This window comes from Pseudomonas sp. UBA6562, assembly GCF_002434265.1.
Lineage (GTDB): Bacteria > Pseudomonadota > Gammaproteobacteria > Pseudomonadales > Pseudomonadaceae > Aquipseudomonas.
Genome location: NZ_DJJS01000003.1, coordinates 120358 through 137265 on the forward strand (window position 1 = coordinate 120358; position 16908 = coordinate 137265).

The 16908-nt window shown below is 64.2% G+C and carries 14 protein-coding genes; 10 read left to right on the top strand and 4 right to left on the bottom strand.

All coding sequences use genetic code 11. The features are described from left to right. Window positions 1–113: 113 nt before the first annotated feature. Window positions 114–554 (bottom strand): GlcG/HbpS family heme-binding protein, encoded by a 441-nt coding sequence (locus B4M43_RS03260; RefSeq protein ID WP_296264147.1) that lies wholly within the window; start codon window positions 552–554, stop codon window positions 114–116. A 254-nt stretch (window positions 555–808) separates the two neighbouring features. Here B4M43_RS03260 and gcl point away from each other — a divergent pair, with 254 nt between their 5' ends. The 6 genes from gcl (at window position 809) to B4M43_RS03290 (ending at window position 8267) form a co-directional block, all read left to right on the top strand. Beyond that, window positions 809–2584, top strand: a complete 1776-nt coding sequence (gene gcl, locus B4M43_RS03265) for a glyoxylate carboligase (protein WP_296264149.1) — start codon at window positions 809–811, stop codon at window positions 2582–2584. A gap of 62 nt (window positions 2585–2646) precedes the next feature. Beyond that, window positions 2647–3429 carry a hydroxypyruvate isomerase gene (hyi, locus tag B4M43_RS03270; protein ID WP_296264151.1) on the top strand — a complete coding sequence of 261 codons (783 nt, stop codon included), beginning with the start codon at window positions 2647–2649 and terminating at the stop codon, window positions 3427–3429. 123 nt (window positions 3430–3552) lie between these two features. Next, window positions 3553–4446, top strand: a complete 894-nt coding sequence (locus B4M43_RS03275; protein WP_296264153.1) for a 2-hydroxy-3-oxopropionate reductase — start codon at window positions 3553–3555, stop codon at window positions 4444–4446. Between the two features lie 127 nt (window positions 4447–4573). Continuing rightward, a complete protein-coding gene (locus tag B4M43_RS03280) occupies window positions 4574–5848 on the top strand; it encodes a glycerate kinase type-2 family protein (protein ID WP_296264155.1) in 1275 nt (424 codons plus the stop codon). After that, complete coding sequence (gene pyk, locus B4M43_RS03285) at window positions 5845–7260, top strand: pyruvate kinase (protein ID WP_296264157.1); 1416 nt, start codon at window positions 5845–5847, stop codon at window positions 7258–7260. The genes B4M43_RS03280 and pyk overlap by 4 nt, the downstream gene beginning before the upstream one ends. A 152-nt stretch (window positions 7261–7412) precedes the next feature. After that, entirely contained in the window at window positions 7413–8267 is an 855-nt protein-coding gene (locus tag B4M43_RS03290; protein ID WP_296264159.1) for an urea transporter, read from the top strand. Here the strand turns inward: B4M43_RS03290 and B4M43_RS03295 are convergent. Then, on the bottom strand, window positions 8264–9043 hold the full coding sequence (locus tag B4M43_RS03295) for an RHS repeat-associated core domain-containing protein (protein WP_296264161.1): 780 nt from the start codon (window positions 9041–9043) through the stop codon (window positions 8264–8266). The two genes, B4M43_RS03290 and B4M43_RS03295, sit on opposite strands and share 4 nt — an antisense overlap. A 532-nt stretch (window positions 9044–9575) precedes the next feature. Between B4M43_RS03295 and B4M43_RS03300 the strand changes: the two genes are divergently transcribed. The 3 genes from B4M43_RS03300 (at window position 9576) to B4M43_RS03310 (ending at window position 14007) form a co-directional block, all read left to right on the top strand. Continuing rightward, complete coding sequence (locus B4M43_RS03300; RefSeq protein WP_296264163.1) at window positions 9576–10397, top strand: ion transporter; 822 nt, start codon at window positions 9576–9578, stop codon at window positions 10395–10397. A gap of 238 nt (window positions 10398–10635) precedes the next feature. Further along, window positions 10636–11634, top strand: a complete 999-nt coding sequence (locus B4M43_RS03305) for a sulfate ABC transporter substrate-binding protein (RefSeq protein ID WP_296264165.1) — start codon at window positions 10636–10638, stop codon at window positions 11632–11634. A gap of 333 nt (window positions 11635–11967) precedes the next feature. Next, a complete protein-coding gene (locus tag B4M43_RS03310) occupies window positions 11968–14007 on the top strand; it encodes a mechanosensitive ion channel family protein (RefSeq protein WP_296264167.1) in 2040 nt (679 codons plus the stop codon). Here the strand turns inward: B4M43_RS03310 and B4M43_RS03315 are convergent. Together B4M43_RS03315 and B4M43_RS03320 are read right to left on the bottom strand one after the other, a co-directional pair. Beyond that, the gene (locus tag B4M43_RS03315; protein WP_296264168.1) at window positions 14004–14930 is read right to left on the bottom strand and encodes a class I SAM-dependent methyltransferase; all 927 of its coding nucleotides are present in this window, start codon (window positions 14928–14930) and stop codon (window positions 14004–14006) included. The genes B4M43_RS03310 and B4M43_RS03315 overlap by 4 nt on opposite strands. A gap of 76 nt (window positions 14931–15006) precedes the next feature. After that, window positions 15007–15906, bottom strand: coding sequence for a DMT family transporter (locus B4M43_RS03320; RefSeq protein ID WP_296264170.1), 900 nt, complete (start codon window positions 15904–15906; stop codon window positions 15007–15009). A gap of 132 nt (window positions 15907–16038) precedes the next feature. Between B4M43_RS03320 and B4M43_RS03325 the strand changes: the two genes are divergently transcribed. Continuing rightward, window positions 16039–16476 carry an Lrp/AsnC family transcriptional regulator gene (locus B4M43_RS03325; protein ID WP_296264172.1) on the top strand — a complete coding sequence of 146 codons (438 nt, stop codon included), beginning with the start codon at window positions 16039–16041 and terminating at the stop codon, window positions 16474–16476. Window positions 16477–16908 lie beyond the last annotated feature (432 nt).

Here is a 16908-nt window from a genome sequence, read left to right on the forward strand (position 1 = left end):
GCCGGCGCAGCCGGCCCAAGCGCCACAGCGCTTTCGACACGCCATACGCCGTGCTTGGACTGGGCCGGCGGTGCCGGCCATCGCGGCTAATCGGAGCGCCGAACCGGCCGCTCCTACACCCCCACCCCCGCATCCGCCTTCAACCCCACCGCCTCTATCGCACTGATGGCGCACTGCTCGTCGATGTCGGAGGTGTCGCCGCTGATGCCTACCGCACCGAGCACCTTGCCGTCCGCGTCGCGGATCAGCACGCCGCCCGGCACCGGCACCACGGGCCGTTCGCCCAGGCCATTGAGGGCGGCGAAGAAGGCCGGGCGTTGCTGCGCGTCCAGCGCCAGCAGGCGCGAGCCCTTGCCCAACGCGATCGCCCCCCAGGCCTTGCCGATGGCGATGTCGGGACGCATCAGACTGGCGCCGTCTTCGCGTTGCAGGGTCAGCAGATGGCCGCCGGCATCGAGCACGGCCACGGTCAGCGGCGCGGCCTCGATGGTGCGGCCGACGGCCAGGGCGGCGGTCACCAGACCGACGGCGGATTTGAGCGTCAGGGGGTTCATGGGAAGGTCCTCTTATTGTTGTGGGCGCCTGAAGGCGATTGAAAACCGAAGCCGCCACTAGAACACAACAGTACTGAAAATTGTATACAATATTTTCAAACGATCGTCTCAAAAAACCTCTAAATACCTTCCATTCAGCACGAATCCCGATCATTTGGCTTTCACCGAAAGGTGTTGACCACCATAAGAAAGCATGAATACACTTCATCGCAGAAAAAGTTGTATACAATTACAAAATCGATGAGGCACAACCCATGAGCAAAATGAGAGCAATCGATGCGGCCGTGCTGGTCATGCGCCGCGAAGGCGTCGAGACGGCCTTCGGCATTCCAGGCGCGGCCATCAACCCGTTGTATTCGGCGTTGAAGAAAGCCGGCGGCATCGATCACATCCTCGCGCGCCATGTCGAAGGTGCCTCGCACATGGCCGAGGGCTACACCCGCGCCAACCCCGGCAACATCGGCGTGTGCATCGGCACCTCGGGTCCGGCCGGCACCGATATGGTCACCGGCCTCTACAGCGCCTCGGCCGACTCCATCCCCATCCTCTGCATCACCGGCCAAGCGCCACGTGCGCGCCTGCACAAGGAAGACTTCCAGGCCGTCGACATCACCAGCATCGTCAAGCCGGTGACCAAATGGGCCACCACTGTGCTCGAACCCGGCCAAGTGCCCTACGCTTTCCAGAAAGCCTTCTACGAAATGCGCAGCGGCCGCCCGGGCCCGGTGCTGATCGACCTGCCCTTCGACGTGCAGATGGCCGAAATCGAGTTCGACATCGACGCCTACGAGCCGCTGCCGGTGCACAAGCCTGCCGCCTCGCGCGTGCAGGTGGAAAAGGCCCTGGCCCTGCTAAACGACGCCGAACGCCCGCTGCTGGTGGCCGGTGGCGGCATCATCAATGCCGATGCCAGCGACAAGCTGGTGGCCTTCGCCGAGCTAGTGGGCGTGCCGGTGATCCCGACCCTGATGGGCTGGGGCACCCTGCCCGACGACCACCCGCTGATGGTCGGCATGGTCGGCCTGCAAACCTCGCACCGCTACGGCAACGCCACCCTGCTCGAATCCGACCTGGTGCTGGGCATCGGCAACCGCTGGGCCAACCGCCACACCGGCTCCGTGGACGTGTACACCCAAGGCCGGCGCTTCATCCATGTCGACATCGAACCGACCCAGATCGGCCGCGTGTTCACCCCGGACCTGGGCATCGTGTCCGACGCCGGCAGCGCCCTGGACCGCTTCATCGAAGTGGCCCGCGAATGGAAAGCCGCCGGCAAGCTCAAAGACCGCAGCCAGTGGCTCGCCGACTGCCAGCAACGCAAGGCCAAGTTGCAGCGCAAGACCCATTTCGACAACGTGCCGGTCAAACCGCAGCGCGTGTACCAGGAAATGAACAAGGTGTTCGGCAAGGACACCTGCTACGTCAGCACCATTGGCCTGTCGCAGATCGCCGGCGCGCAGTTCCTGCATGTGTACAAGCCGCGCCACTGGATCAACTGCGGCCAGGCCGGCCCCTTGGGCTGGACCATTCCCGCCGCCCTCGGCGTGGTCAAGGCCGACCCGTCGCGCAAAGTGGTGGCGCTGTCGGGCGATTACGACTTCCAGTTCATGATCGAAGAGCTGGCGGTGGGCGCGCAGTTCAACCTGCCCTATGTGCACGTGCTGGTGAACAACGCCTACCTGGGGCTGATCCGCCAGGCCCAGCGCGGCTTCGAGATGGACTACTGCGTGCAGTTGGCCTTCGAAAACATCAACGCCAGCGACGCCAGCAGCTATGGTGTGGACCATGTGGCGGTGGTCGAGGGCCTGGGCTGCAAGGCCCTGCGCGTGTTCGAGCCGGCCGAGATCGGCGCGGCGCTGGTCAAGGCGCAGGACATGGCACAAGCGCTGCGCGTACCGGTGGTGGTCGAGATCATCCTGGAACGGGTGACCAACATCTCCATGGGCACCGAGATCGACGCGGTCAACGAATTCGAAGACCTCGCGCTGATCGGCAACGACGCCCCCACCGCCATTTCGCTGCTCGACTGAACCGTCCGACGCCCCGGCACCCGCTTTGCGGTGCTGGGGCCTTATCCGCTAGGAGACCCACCATGCCTCGCTTCGCCGCCAACCTGTCGATGCTGTTCACCGAACAGGACTTCCTGGCCCGGTTCAAGGCCGCTGCCGACGCCGGCTTCACCGGGGTCGAGTACCTCTTTCCCTACGACCACCGCGCCGAAGAGATCCGCCAGCAACTGGACGCCAACGGCCTGACCCAGGTGCTGTTCAACCTGCCGGCCGGCGACTGGGGCCAGGGCGAGCGCGGCATCGCCTGCCACCCGGAACGGGTCGAGCAGTTCCGCGCCGGCGTCGACCAGGCCATCGCCTACGCCCAGGTGCTGGGCAACACCCAGGTCAATTGCCTGGCCGGCATTCGCCCGCAAGGGGTGGACGAGCACCAGGTGCGCGCCACCTTCGTCGACAACCTGCGCTACGCCGCCGAGCGCTTGCACAAGGCCGGCCTGCGCCTGGTCATGGAAATGATCAACACCCGCGACATCCCCGGCTTCTACCTCAACACCACCGCCCAGGCGCTGGACATCCAGGCCGAAGTCGGCAGCGACAACCTGTTCCTGCAGTACGACATCTACCACATGCAGATCATGGAGGGCGATTTGGCGCGCAGCCTGGAGGCCAACCTCGCGCTGATCAACCATGTGCAGCTGGCCGACAACCCCGGCCGCCACGAACCGGGCACCGGCGAGATCAACTACCACTTCCTGTTCGCGCACCTGGACCGCATCGGCTACCGGGGCTGGGTGGGCGCCGAGTACAAGCCGCTAAGCACGACCGAGGCGGGCCTTGGCTGGTTGAAGACGTACAACGTGGTCTGACGGTATTTCCTGGGGTGCGAGGGTACGGCACGCCAAGGCGGCAGCGTCTGGCCGGCGTGCCCGCTGTGCCCTCCAGGCGCAACCCCCTGTCCCCACCTTCCAATAATAAAGAGGCACCTGCACATGGCTAAGATCGGTTTCATCGGCACGGGCATCATGGGCAAACCCATGGCCCTCAACCTGCTCAAGGCAGGCCACGACCTGTTCGTCTCCGAACACCACAGCAAGGCCCCGGCCGACCTGCTCGAGGCCGGCGCGGTCGCGCTGGCGAGCCCGAAAGAGGTGGCCCAGGAAGCGGAGTTCGTCATCGTCATCGTTCCCGACACGCCCCAGGTCGAGAGCGTGCTGTTCGACGACGATGGCGTGGCGCAGGGCCTGAGCGCGAACAAGGTGGTGATCGACATGAGTTCGATCTCACCCACCGCCACCAAGGCCTTCGCCAAGCGCATCGGCGAGCTGGGCGCGGCCTACCTGGACGCACCGGTGTCCGGTGGCGAAGTCGGCGCCAAGGCCGCGACCCTGAGCATCATGATCGGCGGTTGCGAAAAAGCCTTCGAACGCGCTCTGCCGCTGTTCCAGGCCATGGGCAAGAACATCACCCACGTCGGCGCCAGCGGCGACGGCCAGACCGCCAAGGTGGCCAACCAGATCATCGTCGCCTTGAACATCCAGGCCGTCGGCGAGGCGCTGCTGTTCGCGGCCAGGAACGGCGCGGACCCGGCCAAGGTGCGTGCGGCGCTGATGGGCGGCTTCGCCTCCTCGAAGATTCTCGAGGTGCATGCCGAGCGCATGATCAAGGGCACCTTCGACCCCGGCTTCAAGATCAACCTGCACCAGAAAGACCTCAACCTGGCCCTGCAAGGCGCCAAGGAGCTGGGCATCAACCTGCCCAACACCTCCAACGCGCAACAGGTGTTCAGCACCTGCGTGGCGCTGGGCGGCGGCAACTGGGACCACTCGGCGCTGATCAAGGGCCTGGAGCACATGGCCAACTTCTCGATCCGCGACGAGGACTGAGCCGTTTCACGGGAGTGCCTGGTCAGCGCTTCTGCAACGCGCAACACCCGCCCCGCATTCGGCCTGCACGGAGGCCGGATGCGGGGCGGTTCTGATTCTGCACAACAACAACGATTGGGAGCTTGCCATGTCGGACGATCCGCAAACCTTACTCCGCGCGCTGTTCGATGCCGCGGTCGCCGCGGCCCACCCGCGTCAGGTCCTCGAACCTTGCCTGCCCGCTGACCGCAGCGGCCGGGTGATCGTGATCGGCGCCGGCAAGGCCGCCGCGGCCATGGCCGAGGTGGTGGAAAAGCACTGGGAAGGCGACGTCAGTGGCCTGGTGGTGACCCGCTACGGCCACGGCGCCAGCTGCCAGAAGATCGAAGTGGTCGAAGCCGCGCACCCGGTGCCCGACGCCGCCGGCCTGGCCGTCGCCGAACGCGTGTTGGCGATGGTCAGCGACCTCGGCGAAGACGACCGGGTGATCTTCCTGCTCTCCGGCGGCGGCTCGGCGCTACTCGCCCTGCCCGCCCCCGGCCTGACCCTGGCCGATAAGCAGCAGGTGAACAAAGCCCTGCTCAAATCCGGCGCCACCATCGGCGAGATGAACTGCGTGCGCAAGCACCTCTCGGCGATCAAGGGCGGCCGCCTGGCCAAGGCCTGCTGGCCGGCCACCGTCTATACCTACGCGATTTCCGACGTACCGGGCGACCTGGCCACGGTGATCGCCTCCGGTCCGACGGTGGCCGACCCGACCACCCGCCACGACGCCCTGGCCGTGCTCAAGCGCTACGCCATCGACGCGCCGCAGGCGGTGCTCGACTGGCTCGACGACCCCGCTTCGGAAACGGTCAAGGCCGACGATCCGGTGTTGTCGCGCAGCCATTTCCAACTGATCGCCAAGCCCCAGCAATCCCTGGAAGCCGCCGCCGTGAAGGCGCGTCAGGCCGGCTACAGCCCGCTGATCCTCGGTGACCTGGAAGGCGAGTCGCGGGAAGTGGCCAAGGTGCACGCCGGCATCGCCCGGCAGATCGTGCTGCATGGCCAGCCGCTCAAGCCCCCGTGCATCATCCTGTCCGGCGGCGAAACCACCGTCACCGTACGCGGCAACGGCCGTGGCGGGCGCAACGCCGAGTTCCTGCTCAGCCTTACCGACAGCCTCAAGGGCCTGCCCGGCGTCTACGCGCTGGCGGGCGACACCGACGGCATCGACGGCTCAGAAGACAACGCCGGCGCCCTCATGACCCCCGACAGCTACGCCCGAGCCGCCGCGCTCGGGCTGTCGGCCACCGACGAGCTGGACAACAACAACGGCTATGGCTACTTCGAGGCCCTGGACGCACTGATCGTCACCGAGCCGACGCGCACCAACGTCAACGACTTCCGCGCCATCCTCATCCTCGAGACCCCGTACCCATGACCGTCGACAAGAAAGTCAAGATCCTCGCCACGCTGGGCCCGGCCACCCGCAGCGTCGACGACGTGCGCCAGCTGGTCGAGGCCGGGGTGAACATCTTCCGCCTCAACTTCAGCCACGGCGAGCATGCCGACCACGCCCAGCGCTACGACTGGATTCGCGACGTCGAACGCCAGCTCAACCGGCCGCTGGGCATCCTCATGGACCTGCAAGGCCCCAAGCTGCGCGTCGGCACATTCGCCCAGGGCAAAGTGCAGCTGCAGCGCGGCCAGCCCCTGCGCCTGGACCTGGACGCCACCCCCGGCGATGCCTCGCGCGTCAATCTGCCCCACCCCGAGATCATCGCGGCGCTGGAGCCGGGCATGGACCTGCTGCTCGACGACGGCAAGCTGCGCCTGCGCGTGGTGGGCAAGCACCTCGAGGCCATCGACACCGAGGTGGTGGACGGCGGCGAGCTATCCGACCGCAAGGGCGTCAACGTGCCGCAAGCGATGCTGGAGCTCTCGCCGCTGACCGACAAGGACCGCCGCGACCTGGCGTTCGGCCTGGAATTGGGGGTCGACTGGGTGGCGCTGTCGTTCGTGCAGCGCCCGCAAGACCTCCTCGAAGCCCGCGCGCTGATCGGCGACCGCGCTTACCTGATGGCCAAGATCGAGAAACCGTCGGCGGTGACGCAACTGCAGGCCATCGCCGAGCTGGCCGACGCGATCATGGTCGCCCGCGGCGACTTGGGCGTGGAAGTGCCGGCCGAGCGCGTGCCGCAGATCCAGAAAAGCATCGTCGGCGTGTGTCGTCAGTTGGGCAAACCGGTGGTGGTAGCCACGCAGATGCTCGAATCGATGCGCTTCTCCCCGGCGCCGACCCGCGCCGAGGTCACCGATGTGGCCAACGCCGTGGCCGAAGGTGCCGATGCGGTGATGCTGTCGGCCGAGACCGCCTCGGGTGATTACCCGCTCGAAGCGGTGCGGATGATGAGCAAGATCATCCGCCAGGTGGAGAACGGCCCGGATTACCAGGCGCAACTCGATGTCGGCCGGCCCAAGGCCGAGGCCACGGTGTCGGACGCCATCAGCTGCGCGATCCGCCGCATCAGCGGCATCCTGCCGGTGGCGGTGCTGGTCAACTACAGCGAATCGGGTGCCTCGACCCTGCGCGCGGCCCGCGAACGGCCCCGCGCGCCGATCCTCAACCTCACGCCCAACCGCCGTACCGCACGGCGCCTGAGCGTGACCTGGGGTGTGCATTCGGTGGTCAACGACCGCCTGCACCAGGTCGACGAGATCTGTTCCACGGCGCTGGAAATCGCCCAGGCGCAAGGCATGGCGCAGTTGGGCGACACCTTGCTGATCACGGCGGGTGTGCCTTTTGGCAAGCCGGGCACGACCAATACGTTGCGCATCGAGGTGCTGGTGTAGCGCTTCGCACGAGCGAACCACGACTGCGCCTAGCAGCCATGCCGCTCGGCACTGCCAATCGCCAGGCGTTCGTACGTTGCCGAGCGGCATCCGTCAGACGCCAGCACCGCGGGTTTCCCTGCAGACATCTCCATTCATTGCGCCCATGGCCTATGCATACCAAGCACTTCGTCAACCCCTGCCCCGACTGGGCCACCGCCCTGCTCAACGGCTTCAGCCAAGTCCTGCTGCTGCGCAGCCCGCTGTGCGGCCTGTGCTGCCTACTGGCCATTCTGCTGACCGCACCGACCCTGGTCGGCGGCGCACTGCTCGGCGCCCTCGCCGGCTTGCTCACCGCACAACGGCGCGGCTACGACCGCACCGACCGCCAGGCCGGCCTGTACTGCTACAACGGCGTGCTGATCGGCATCCTGATCAGCGCGGTGCTGCCGTGGTCGGCCATCTTGCCGCCGTTGATCATCGCGGCCGGGGGGTTGTCGAGCATCGTCACGCACCAGTGGCGCAAGCGTGGGGGCAAGTTGCTGGTGGCGTATACGGCGCCGTTCGTGTTGTTGGGGTGGGCGACGTTGCTGCTGGCCGAGCCTGGGGTGCCGGCGGTCGTCGAGGCGAACCCGCTGCATGGGCTGTTACGCGGCGTTGGCCAGATATTTCTGCTGGACCACCCGCTGGCAGGGCTGCTGATCGTGGTGGGTCTGTTCATCGCGCAGCCATATGCGGCCATGTGGGCGGTGATCGGCTCGGCGATGGGTGGTGGGGTCGCGCTGCTGGCGGGTCAGGAGCAGGCGGCTTGGATGGGGCTGTATGGGTTCAATGCGGCGCTGGCGGCGTTGGCGTTCAGCCGGCAGGGGGAGCGACCGTGGGTGACGCTGCTGGCGATCACCCTGGCGCTGATGTTGCAGCCGGCGTTCGACCTGATGCCGGTGGCGGGGTTGACGGCGCCGTTCGTGGTGGGGTGTTGGTTGATGCATATAAAGAAGCGGTACGAATTGCAACATCAAAGTGCCTAATGACTGCCTTGAGGGTTTCTGATCCTCTTGTTCGTGCTAACAGGCGGAGGTGCGTAGAAGTTACCCGTTGTCGAGCTACTCCCACTCTGCGGAGCCGGGGTCGCGGCAAGGGAAGCAATCACCTCGTCCAGATGGGTATTGTAGTCATACCGTTCAAGTTGAAAACCTTTATCCAACAGCGGTTGGTCAATAACAGGTGAAGACTTAGGTATGTAGATGTCGCCCTTGACGAAAAACTCTCCATCGAACATCGACTGATGCGTAGTTCCCTGTCGTTTGCTGTATATCTTCATTGCACCAAAAAACTCGTAAGCCTCGAAAGAGTCGTCCTGGCGCTTGTAAATCGTTCGCCTCTGTTTGAAATTTTCAGGCCGCCCCAAAGGTTTCAGGTAATCTCGAAGTAAGGGCTTGGGCAAACCCAGTTCTTTTAGACGCTTGGTAAGGCCAGTTTTTGCCAAACCCGAAGGATCGGAGTGATTCACAGGATCGCCAGAACAATACGCATAACCATTAAGACCGCCCAGGCGAAAAGGACTCAGACCATCATAGCTATGGAAGCGCCGCAGCACGGGGTTGTAAAGCCGATGGCCATTTCCGAGCGTATAAGCTTTTGTGGCCGAGTCCAATACCTGTCCCGCGTACCCCATACGTGACCTCCTTACAAAGTCGGCGATGAAGCCGTATGGCAGGTAGGCAATGCTACGCTTATCGTATTTCGAGGAAACTACACTACGCCCTGCCGTAGGGGGCTCGTTGTTACAATCTTCGATCATCATTTTTTGCTCTCCTCGCGTACACCGTAGGTTCAACGCCGAACGTTCGTCCCAACCTCTAAAACGCTGGCACTGTTGTCCTACAGCGCATCGGATCAAAGGCGGTGGAACGCGCCGAAGCTGACCGCGCTGTCTTTCCTGGAAGCCTGGCACGCCACAGACCTAGCGTTTTACAGCGCATCGAGTGCTCCATCATCACTTTTTTGATCGGCATCACGCATGATACTGCGCAGTCGATAGAGAAACGGTCCTCAGCGATTCATTCATAGACAACGACCGCCAAGAACTGAAATGCAGTACCACAGAGGTCGCTTCCGTCCCAACTGAACCCAGACAGTGAATCACTTCGTCATTCAGACAAAGTTCTCGCAGGCCAGCGCCCGTCACGTTGTTCTGCCAATTATCAGATGATGCAGAAATGGATAAAACTGGCATTTTTGTCAGTCATCCCCCTTGCCGTCTGTGCGGATTGCCCCTAGCGTGCTCGGCTGCAAAGCCGTCTCCCGGCCCATTCACTGCCCCATGGAACCTGTTCATGACTCACCCCGCGAGCCTGCGCGAGCGCCTCTACGTCGTCGTCTTCCAAAGCGACACCCCGGCCGGTCGACGCTTCGACAAACTGTTGTTGCTGATCATCCTCGCCAGCCTGGTCACGGTCATCCTCGACAGCATCAGCGAAGTCCACCGCAACTATTCCGATGTGCTGGCCGCCATCGAGTGGGGCTTCACCGCCATTTTCCTGCTCGAATACCTGACCCGTCTGTACAGCTCGCCCAAGCCTTTGCGCTACGCCTTCAGCTTCTACGGCCTGGTCGATCTGCTGGCGATCGTGCCGGGGATCATCGCCCTCTACTACAGCGACGCGCAGTACCTGCTGATCGTGCGAGTGATCCGTATGCTGCGCATCTTCCGCGTGCTCAAGCTCAGCCCCTACCTGAACCAGGCCGACTACCTGCTCAAGGCGCTGCGCGGCAGCAAGCAGAAGATCATCGTGTTCCTGGTCAGCGTTTCGACCCTGGTGACCGTGTTCGGCACCTTGATGTACGTGATCGAAGGACCCGAGCATGGCTTCACCAGCATTCCCAAAGGCATCTACTGGGCCATCGTGACCCTGACCACCGTGGGCTTCGGTGACATCGTGCCGCAGACGCCCTTGGGCCAGGTGCTGTCGTCGCTAGTGATGATCACCGGTTATTCGATCATCGCCGTGCCCACCGGCATCTTCACCGCCGAACTGGCCAACGCCATGCGTGGGGAGCGCTTGCAGCAGGAGTGCCCGCGTTGCGCCAAGCCCCAGCACGAACAGGCCGCAGCGTTCTGCTCGCGCTGTGGCAGCAGCCTGTTCGGCAAAGGCTGAACGACCGTCGCGGCACGCGTACCTGCGATGGGCCGTGAGGCGGCCCAGATCCCGACGATGCCTGGCTATGCCGATGCCAGGCCTGCGGCCATCGCACCTGGTCAGCGCGCCGAACCCACTGCCTGCCAAGTCCGGCACTTGGCGCATATCCCTCTCACTTTTTGTTCTTTAGCCCTACCCTGGCCACCCGCTATAGTCGCAGGCACTGTGCCATCCACCTTCCCTACAAGGACCGATCGTGAAGAAACTCCTCAGCGCGTCACTACTCGTCGCCGGCCTGGCTTTGGGCAACCTGGCCCAAGCCGCTCCGACGTTGCTCAACGTGTCCTACGACGTGATGCGCGACTTCTACAAGGACTACAACCCCGCGTTCCAGAAACACTGGCAGGCCGAGCACAACGAGAAGGTCGAGGTGCAGATGTCCTTCGGCGGCTCGAGCAAGCAGGCGCGCGCGGTGATCGACGGTCTGCAGGCCGACGTCATCACCATGAACATGGCCACCGACATCAACGCCCTGGTCGACAAGGGCAAGCTGGTGCCCGACGACTGGGTCACGCGCTTGCCGAACAACAGCGCGCCCTTCACCTCGGCCACCGTGTTCATCGTGCGCAAGGGCAACCCCAAAGCCCTGAAAGACTGGCCCGACCTACTCAAGGACGGCGTGCAGGTGATCGTCCCCAACCCCAAGACTTCGGGCAACGGCCGCTACACCTACCTGTCGGCCTGGGGCTACGTGCTCAAGCAAGGCGGCGACGAAACCAAGGCCCGCGAATTCGTCGGCAAGCTGTTCAAGCAGGCGCCGGTACTCGACACCGGCGGGCGCGCGGCGACCACGACCTTCATGACCAACCAGATCGGCGACGTGCTGGTGACCTTCGAGAACGAGGCGGAAATGATCGCCCGCGAGTTTGGCCGCGACCAGTTCGAGGTGGTGTACCCGAGCGTGTCGGCCGAGGCCGAGCCGCCGGTGAGCGTCGTCGACAAGGTGGTGGACAAGAAAGGCACCCGCGCCGCCGCCGAGGAGTACCTCAAATACCTGTGGTCCCCGGCCGCGCAGGAAATCGCCGCGCAGAACTACCTGCGACCGCGCGATGCCACGGTGCTGGCCAAGTACACCGACCGCTTCCCCAAGGTCGATTTCCTGTCGGTGGAGAAGACCTTCGGTGACTGGCGCACCGTGCAGAAGACCCACTTCAACGATGGTGGTGTGTTCGATCAGATCTATACCCAACAGTAAAAGCGCCTGGAAGGCGCCCTGCTCGCGGCTCGAACCGACCTGAACTTTCGGGCGATGCACGCTTTTCAGTTGAAGTGGCCGGTTCAGCACTCCGATCAGCCGCAGTGGGCCAGGCAGCGGCCCATCGGAGCGGAGCGCGGAACCGGCCGCTCCGACACTGGACCCACATCTGGTGAAGGAGATGTATCCGCAACAGGCTCAACCGCCCTAGATCAGACGTCCCACCCCGCTCACTCAGCCAGCCACCACCTCACTCCATCGAACTTCCCGCCCTTACGCCACTCAGTTTCCTGACTACCCCCTGCCCGCTCACCCCGGCCCGAGGATCATTCAGTGCTGCGTTTTCTCACTCCGTTTTTGCTTGGCTGCCTATTGAGCACCCACCTGTGGGCCGCCGACCCGGCGCCTGCCGAAGCGCCACCCGCCGAGCCTGCGCCGGTCTTGCAAGGCGGCCTGCTCGGCGCCCTGGCCGATGGTCTGGACAGCGCCGGCAAGGAGCTGGACCTCGACGAGCACCTGGTCGATGCCTGGCGCCTGCGTACCGACCGCGCCAGCCAGGAAGTCGAACGCCTGGTCGACAAGCATTCGGCCAGCGACACCCTGCAACTGTTCGTCGACTTCCTGCTGCTGACCTTGGCCTGGGCCGGCAGCTTCGTGGTGCTCAACCTGCTCGGTCGCCTGCTCAGCAAGCGCCTGGCCGCCACCGCCTGGATGCGCGGACGCGTGCGCATGCGCGCGCTGCTGGACTACCTGCTGCCCTACACCGTACCGGCCCTGGCCGCTTTGCCGCTGGCGGTATACGCCAGCCGCTTCGTCGACCCCTCGATCGCCCGCGCTACAGGCCTGAGCCTGGCCTATGCCACCAGCAGCGGTTTGTTCTCGACCTCGATCATCCTGTGCCTGATCACCCTGTTCGACGCCGGGCACAAGCGCCGCGCCGTGGCGGCGATCCGCCGTATCGCGCCCAAGCCGCTGTTCCTGATCGGCTTCCTGGCGGCCTGGAGCGACGCCTTGACCAGCCCGCAGATCGCCCGCCAACTGGGCAGCAACATCACCAGCAGCGTGGCGGTGCTCACGGGCCTCATCGCCACCGCCATCTTCGCCAGCCTGGTGTTGCGCCTGCGCAGGCCGGTGGCGCACCTGATCCGCAACCGCGACTTGAAAGAGCGTCTACAGCATCGCGCCGTGCAGGAAACGCTGCGGATCTTCTCCAAGGTCTGGTACCTGCCGATCCTGCTGATGATTCTGGTCTCGGCGGTGCACCTGATCGGCGCAGGCGAGGAAAGCCAGAAAGCCTTGCAGAACGCCTTGCTGACCACGGTGCTGCTGGTGGGTGCGGTGTTCCTCAGCACCACCTTGCAACATGTGCTCGCCCCACGTACGCCCGATAACGCCCAGCGCACCCGCCCCTACAAGGAACTCGTGCGCAGCCTGGCCCACGCGCTGCTGCGCATCGCCATGGCGGTGGCCTTCATCGAACTGCTGGGGCGCATCTGGGGCTTTTCGGTACTGGATTTCGCCCTGAGCAACAGCCTGGGCAAGGCGATCAGCAATTCGGTCTCGACCATCGGCCTGATCCTGCTGGTGACCTGGCTGCTCTGGGTCGTGCTCGACACGGCCATCCAGGAAGCGCTCAAGCCGGCGGTGGGGCGCCGTGCGGCGCGGCAACCGAGCACACGGGTGCGGACCATCCTGCCGATGCTGCGCAATGCGGTGAAGGTGATCCTGATCGTCATCTGCACCATCACCACCATGGCCAACCTGGGCATCAACGTCGCGCCGCTGCTGGCCGGTGCGGGGGTGATCGGCCTGGCCATCGGCTTCGGGTCGCAACAGCTGGTGCAGGATGTGATCACCGGGCTGTTCATCCTCATCGAAGACACCATCTCCATCGGCGACTGGGTGGTGCTCGACTCAGGCCACGCCGGTACCGTGGAGAGCCTGACCATCCGCACCCTGCGCCTGCGCGACGGCAAAGGTTTCGTGCACTCGGTGCCGTTCGGCCAGATCAAGGCGGTCACCAACCAATCGCGGCAATTCGCCTATGCGTTCTTCTCGGTGCAGTTCACCTACGACAGCGACGTCGACGCTTCGCTGGCGCTGATCCACGAGGTGGGCCAGTCGATCACCGCCGACCCGCTGCTCAACAGCAACCTGCAGAGCCCGTTGCAGGTGTTCGGCGTCGACCGCATGGACCTCAACGGCTTCGTGCTCACCGCGCAGTTCCGCACCATTTCCGGGGGCCAGTACGCGGTGAGCCGCGCCTTCAACGAGCGCTTGAAAAAGCGTGTCGACCAGACCGACAACGTGCACTTCGCACAGGTCTACCCGGTACGGTTGCCGGGGGTCGAGGCACCGGCCGCCTCGGTTTAGGCGGCGACGAACACCAGCGCCTTGAGCCCGCCTTCGGGGTCGATGTCGGGAAACTCGGGCGGGTTGTCCAGGCGCTCGACGAAGCGCAACTGCGGTGCCTGCTCGGCCATGCCGTCGAGCAGGAACTGCGCGCCGACGCCCGGATCGTTGACGCAGGCCAACACGGTGCCGCCTGCGTTCAGTAGTTCCGGTAGGCGGCGCAAGATCTTGGCGTAGTCCTGGGTCAGCACGAAGCTGCCGCGCTGGAAGGTCGGTGGGTCGATGATGATGAGGTCGTAAGGCCCATACTTGCGCACCTTGCCCCAGGATTTGAACAGCTCATGGCCCAGGTACGCCACGCGCGAGGCGTCGTGCCGGTTCAGGCGGTGGTTGTCGCGGCCGCGGGCCAGGGCCGACTTGGCCATGTCGAGGTTGACCACCTGCTCGGCGCCACCGGCGACTGCCGCCACGGAGAAGCCGCAGGTGTAGGCGAACAGGTTCAACACGCGCTTGCCTGCCGCCTGCTCGCGCACCCAGCGTCGGCCATGGCGCATGTCGAGGAACAACCCGGTGTTCTGGCGCACGCCGAGGTCGAGCAGGTAGGTCAGGCCATCCTCGACCACTTCACGCTGCACGCAGGGTTCGCCCAGAAGCCATTGGCCCGGGCTGTCGGGCAGGTAGCGGTGTTGCAGCAAAATTGCCTGGCCGTGCCATGCCGGCCCTTCGGCGAGCCGGCGCAACATGGCTTCGAGCTCGGCCAGTTGCTCAGGCGGCAGCTCGCGGAACAGCGCTACCGACAACACGCCCTGCAACCAGTCGACGGTGATCTGCTCCAGTCCCGGCCAGCAGCGACCGCGGCCGTGGAACAGACGGCGGGTTTCCGCTGGCGGCGGATCGAGGGCGGTGAGCAGGTGCTGTTCGAGGGTCTGGATAGGCGAGGTCATGGCAGGGCCGCAAGCTGAAAAGCGCGCATTCTACCGGCTTTGCCCGCAGCCTTGGCGCTTCGTCGGCGTCGATCGTTCAACGGTCGAGCGCAACCGGCTTGGCCGCCGCGAACCACCATCCCTGCTGCATGCCTGCGGCGGCCAGAAGGATCAAGCCGACCCCCAACCACTGCAGCGCGCCCAAGCGATGCCCGAACGCCGCCCAGTCGACCAGTATCGCCGCGACGGGATAGACGAACGTCAGCGCCCCGGTGAGCGCGGTGGGCAAACGCTGGATGGCGCTATAAAGCAGCACGTACATGACCCCGGTGTGTATCAGACCGAGGGTCACCAGGCTGGCCCACTGCCCCGAAGCCTGCGGCAGGCTCACGGGCATCACCCAGGGCGCCAGCAGCACTGCACCCGTGAGCACTTGCACCAACGCGATCACATGGGGTGGTGTGCCGCGCAGGCGTTTGATGACCACTGCCGCCAAGGCGTACAACGACGCCGCCCCCAAGGCCAGGGCGATACCCAGCAGGTAGTCGTCGCCCTGCGCCTGATCCTGGCCATGGGCGGCGGCGATGGCCAGCACGCCGGCGAAGGCTACGGCCAGCCAGGTGAGCTTGGCCGCAGTGATCTTCTCGCCGAGAAACAAGGCCGCCAACCCGAGCAACAGGAACGGTTGCAGGTTGTAGACCGCCGTGGCGATGGCGATCGACGCCCGCGAGTAGGCAGCGAACAGCAATAGCCAGTTGCCGACGATGGCCACCCCACTGAGCACCGCCCAACCCAATGCGGCCCGGGTGAGCATGCCCCACTTCAAGTGTCCCAGCGCCGCACAGATCACCCCTAGCGCCAGGCTGCCGAACACGCAGCGCCAGAACACCACCTCGATCACCGCCTGCCCGCTGACCAGCACGAACCAGCCGATGGTGCCCGAAATCAGCATGGCTGCGATCATTTCCAGCGAACCCCGTCGCACCGAGTCGTTCATTGCGCACCTCCTTCGAATAGGAGATCAGTATGGAAAACGGCGTGCGGCCCCTCCAGAGCTTAAACAAGGCCAAACGTCGCTCTGGCCTTTACTATCAAGGCCAATATCGCTTTCAACCTAACGAGGCTCACCATGATCGACCCGATCGACCAGTTGCTGGTCAACGCGCTGATGGAAGACAGCCGCCGCTCGCTCAAGGCGCTGGCGCAGATCACCGGGCTGTCGGCGCCCAGCGTCGGCGAACGCCTGCGCCGCCTGGAGGAGCGCGGTGTGCTGCGCGGCTTCACGGTCGATGTAGACCCGCGCAGCCTCGGCTACCAGCTACAGGCCATCGTGCGTATCCGTCCACTGCCCGGTCGTTTGCAGGAAGTGGAGCGCCATGTGGTTTCGACTCCCGAGTTCACCGAATGCGACAAGGTCACCGGTGAGGACTGTTTCATCGCGCGTTTGCAGGTGCGCTCCATGGAGCAGTTGGACACCGTGCTCGATCGCTTGAGCCTGATTGCCGAAAGTAACACCGCGATCATCAAGAAGAGCCCGGTGAAACGGCGATTGCCGCCGATGGGCTGAGTGCGCTGTATACAAGGCAGTGCGTAGCTGAATGGCAGCCATTTATTTTGTACACACCCCTGTAACCTTAGGTGTCAATATTGTGTGCACTTTGTCGGGTGGTGCCCCAAGATGTTACACGTTGCGCATTCCAATAGTTGACTTAAAAATCAGCTTATTGGCCGTACTAAAGTTATAACCTGACCAACCAATCAGATATTTATCTATACATTTCAGTGGCTTATTCTTTATATCTAGATAAATCAGGATGGCTTTGACCTCATAGCTTTCTAGTCCTGGCATGGAACTCGCTTTCCTGCACTCATGTTTTGTATACAACTTAAACAGAACATAAGTACAAGAACCCGCAGCGCCGACCCAATGGCGGCAGTTGCGCCCAGAACCCAGTGATGCCCACGCTGCACTGACGAGATGGCCCGCCTTGCACCGGCC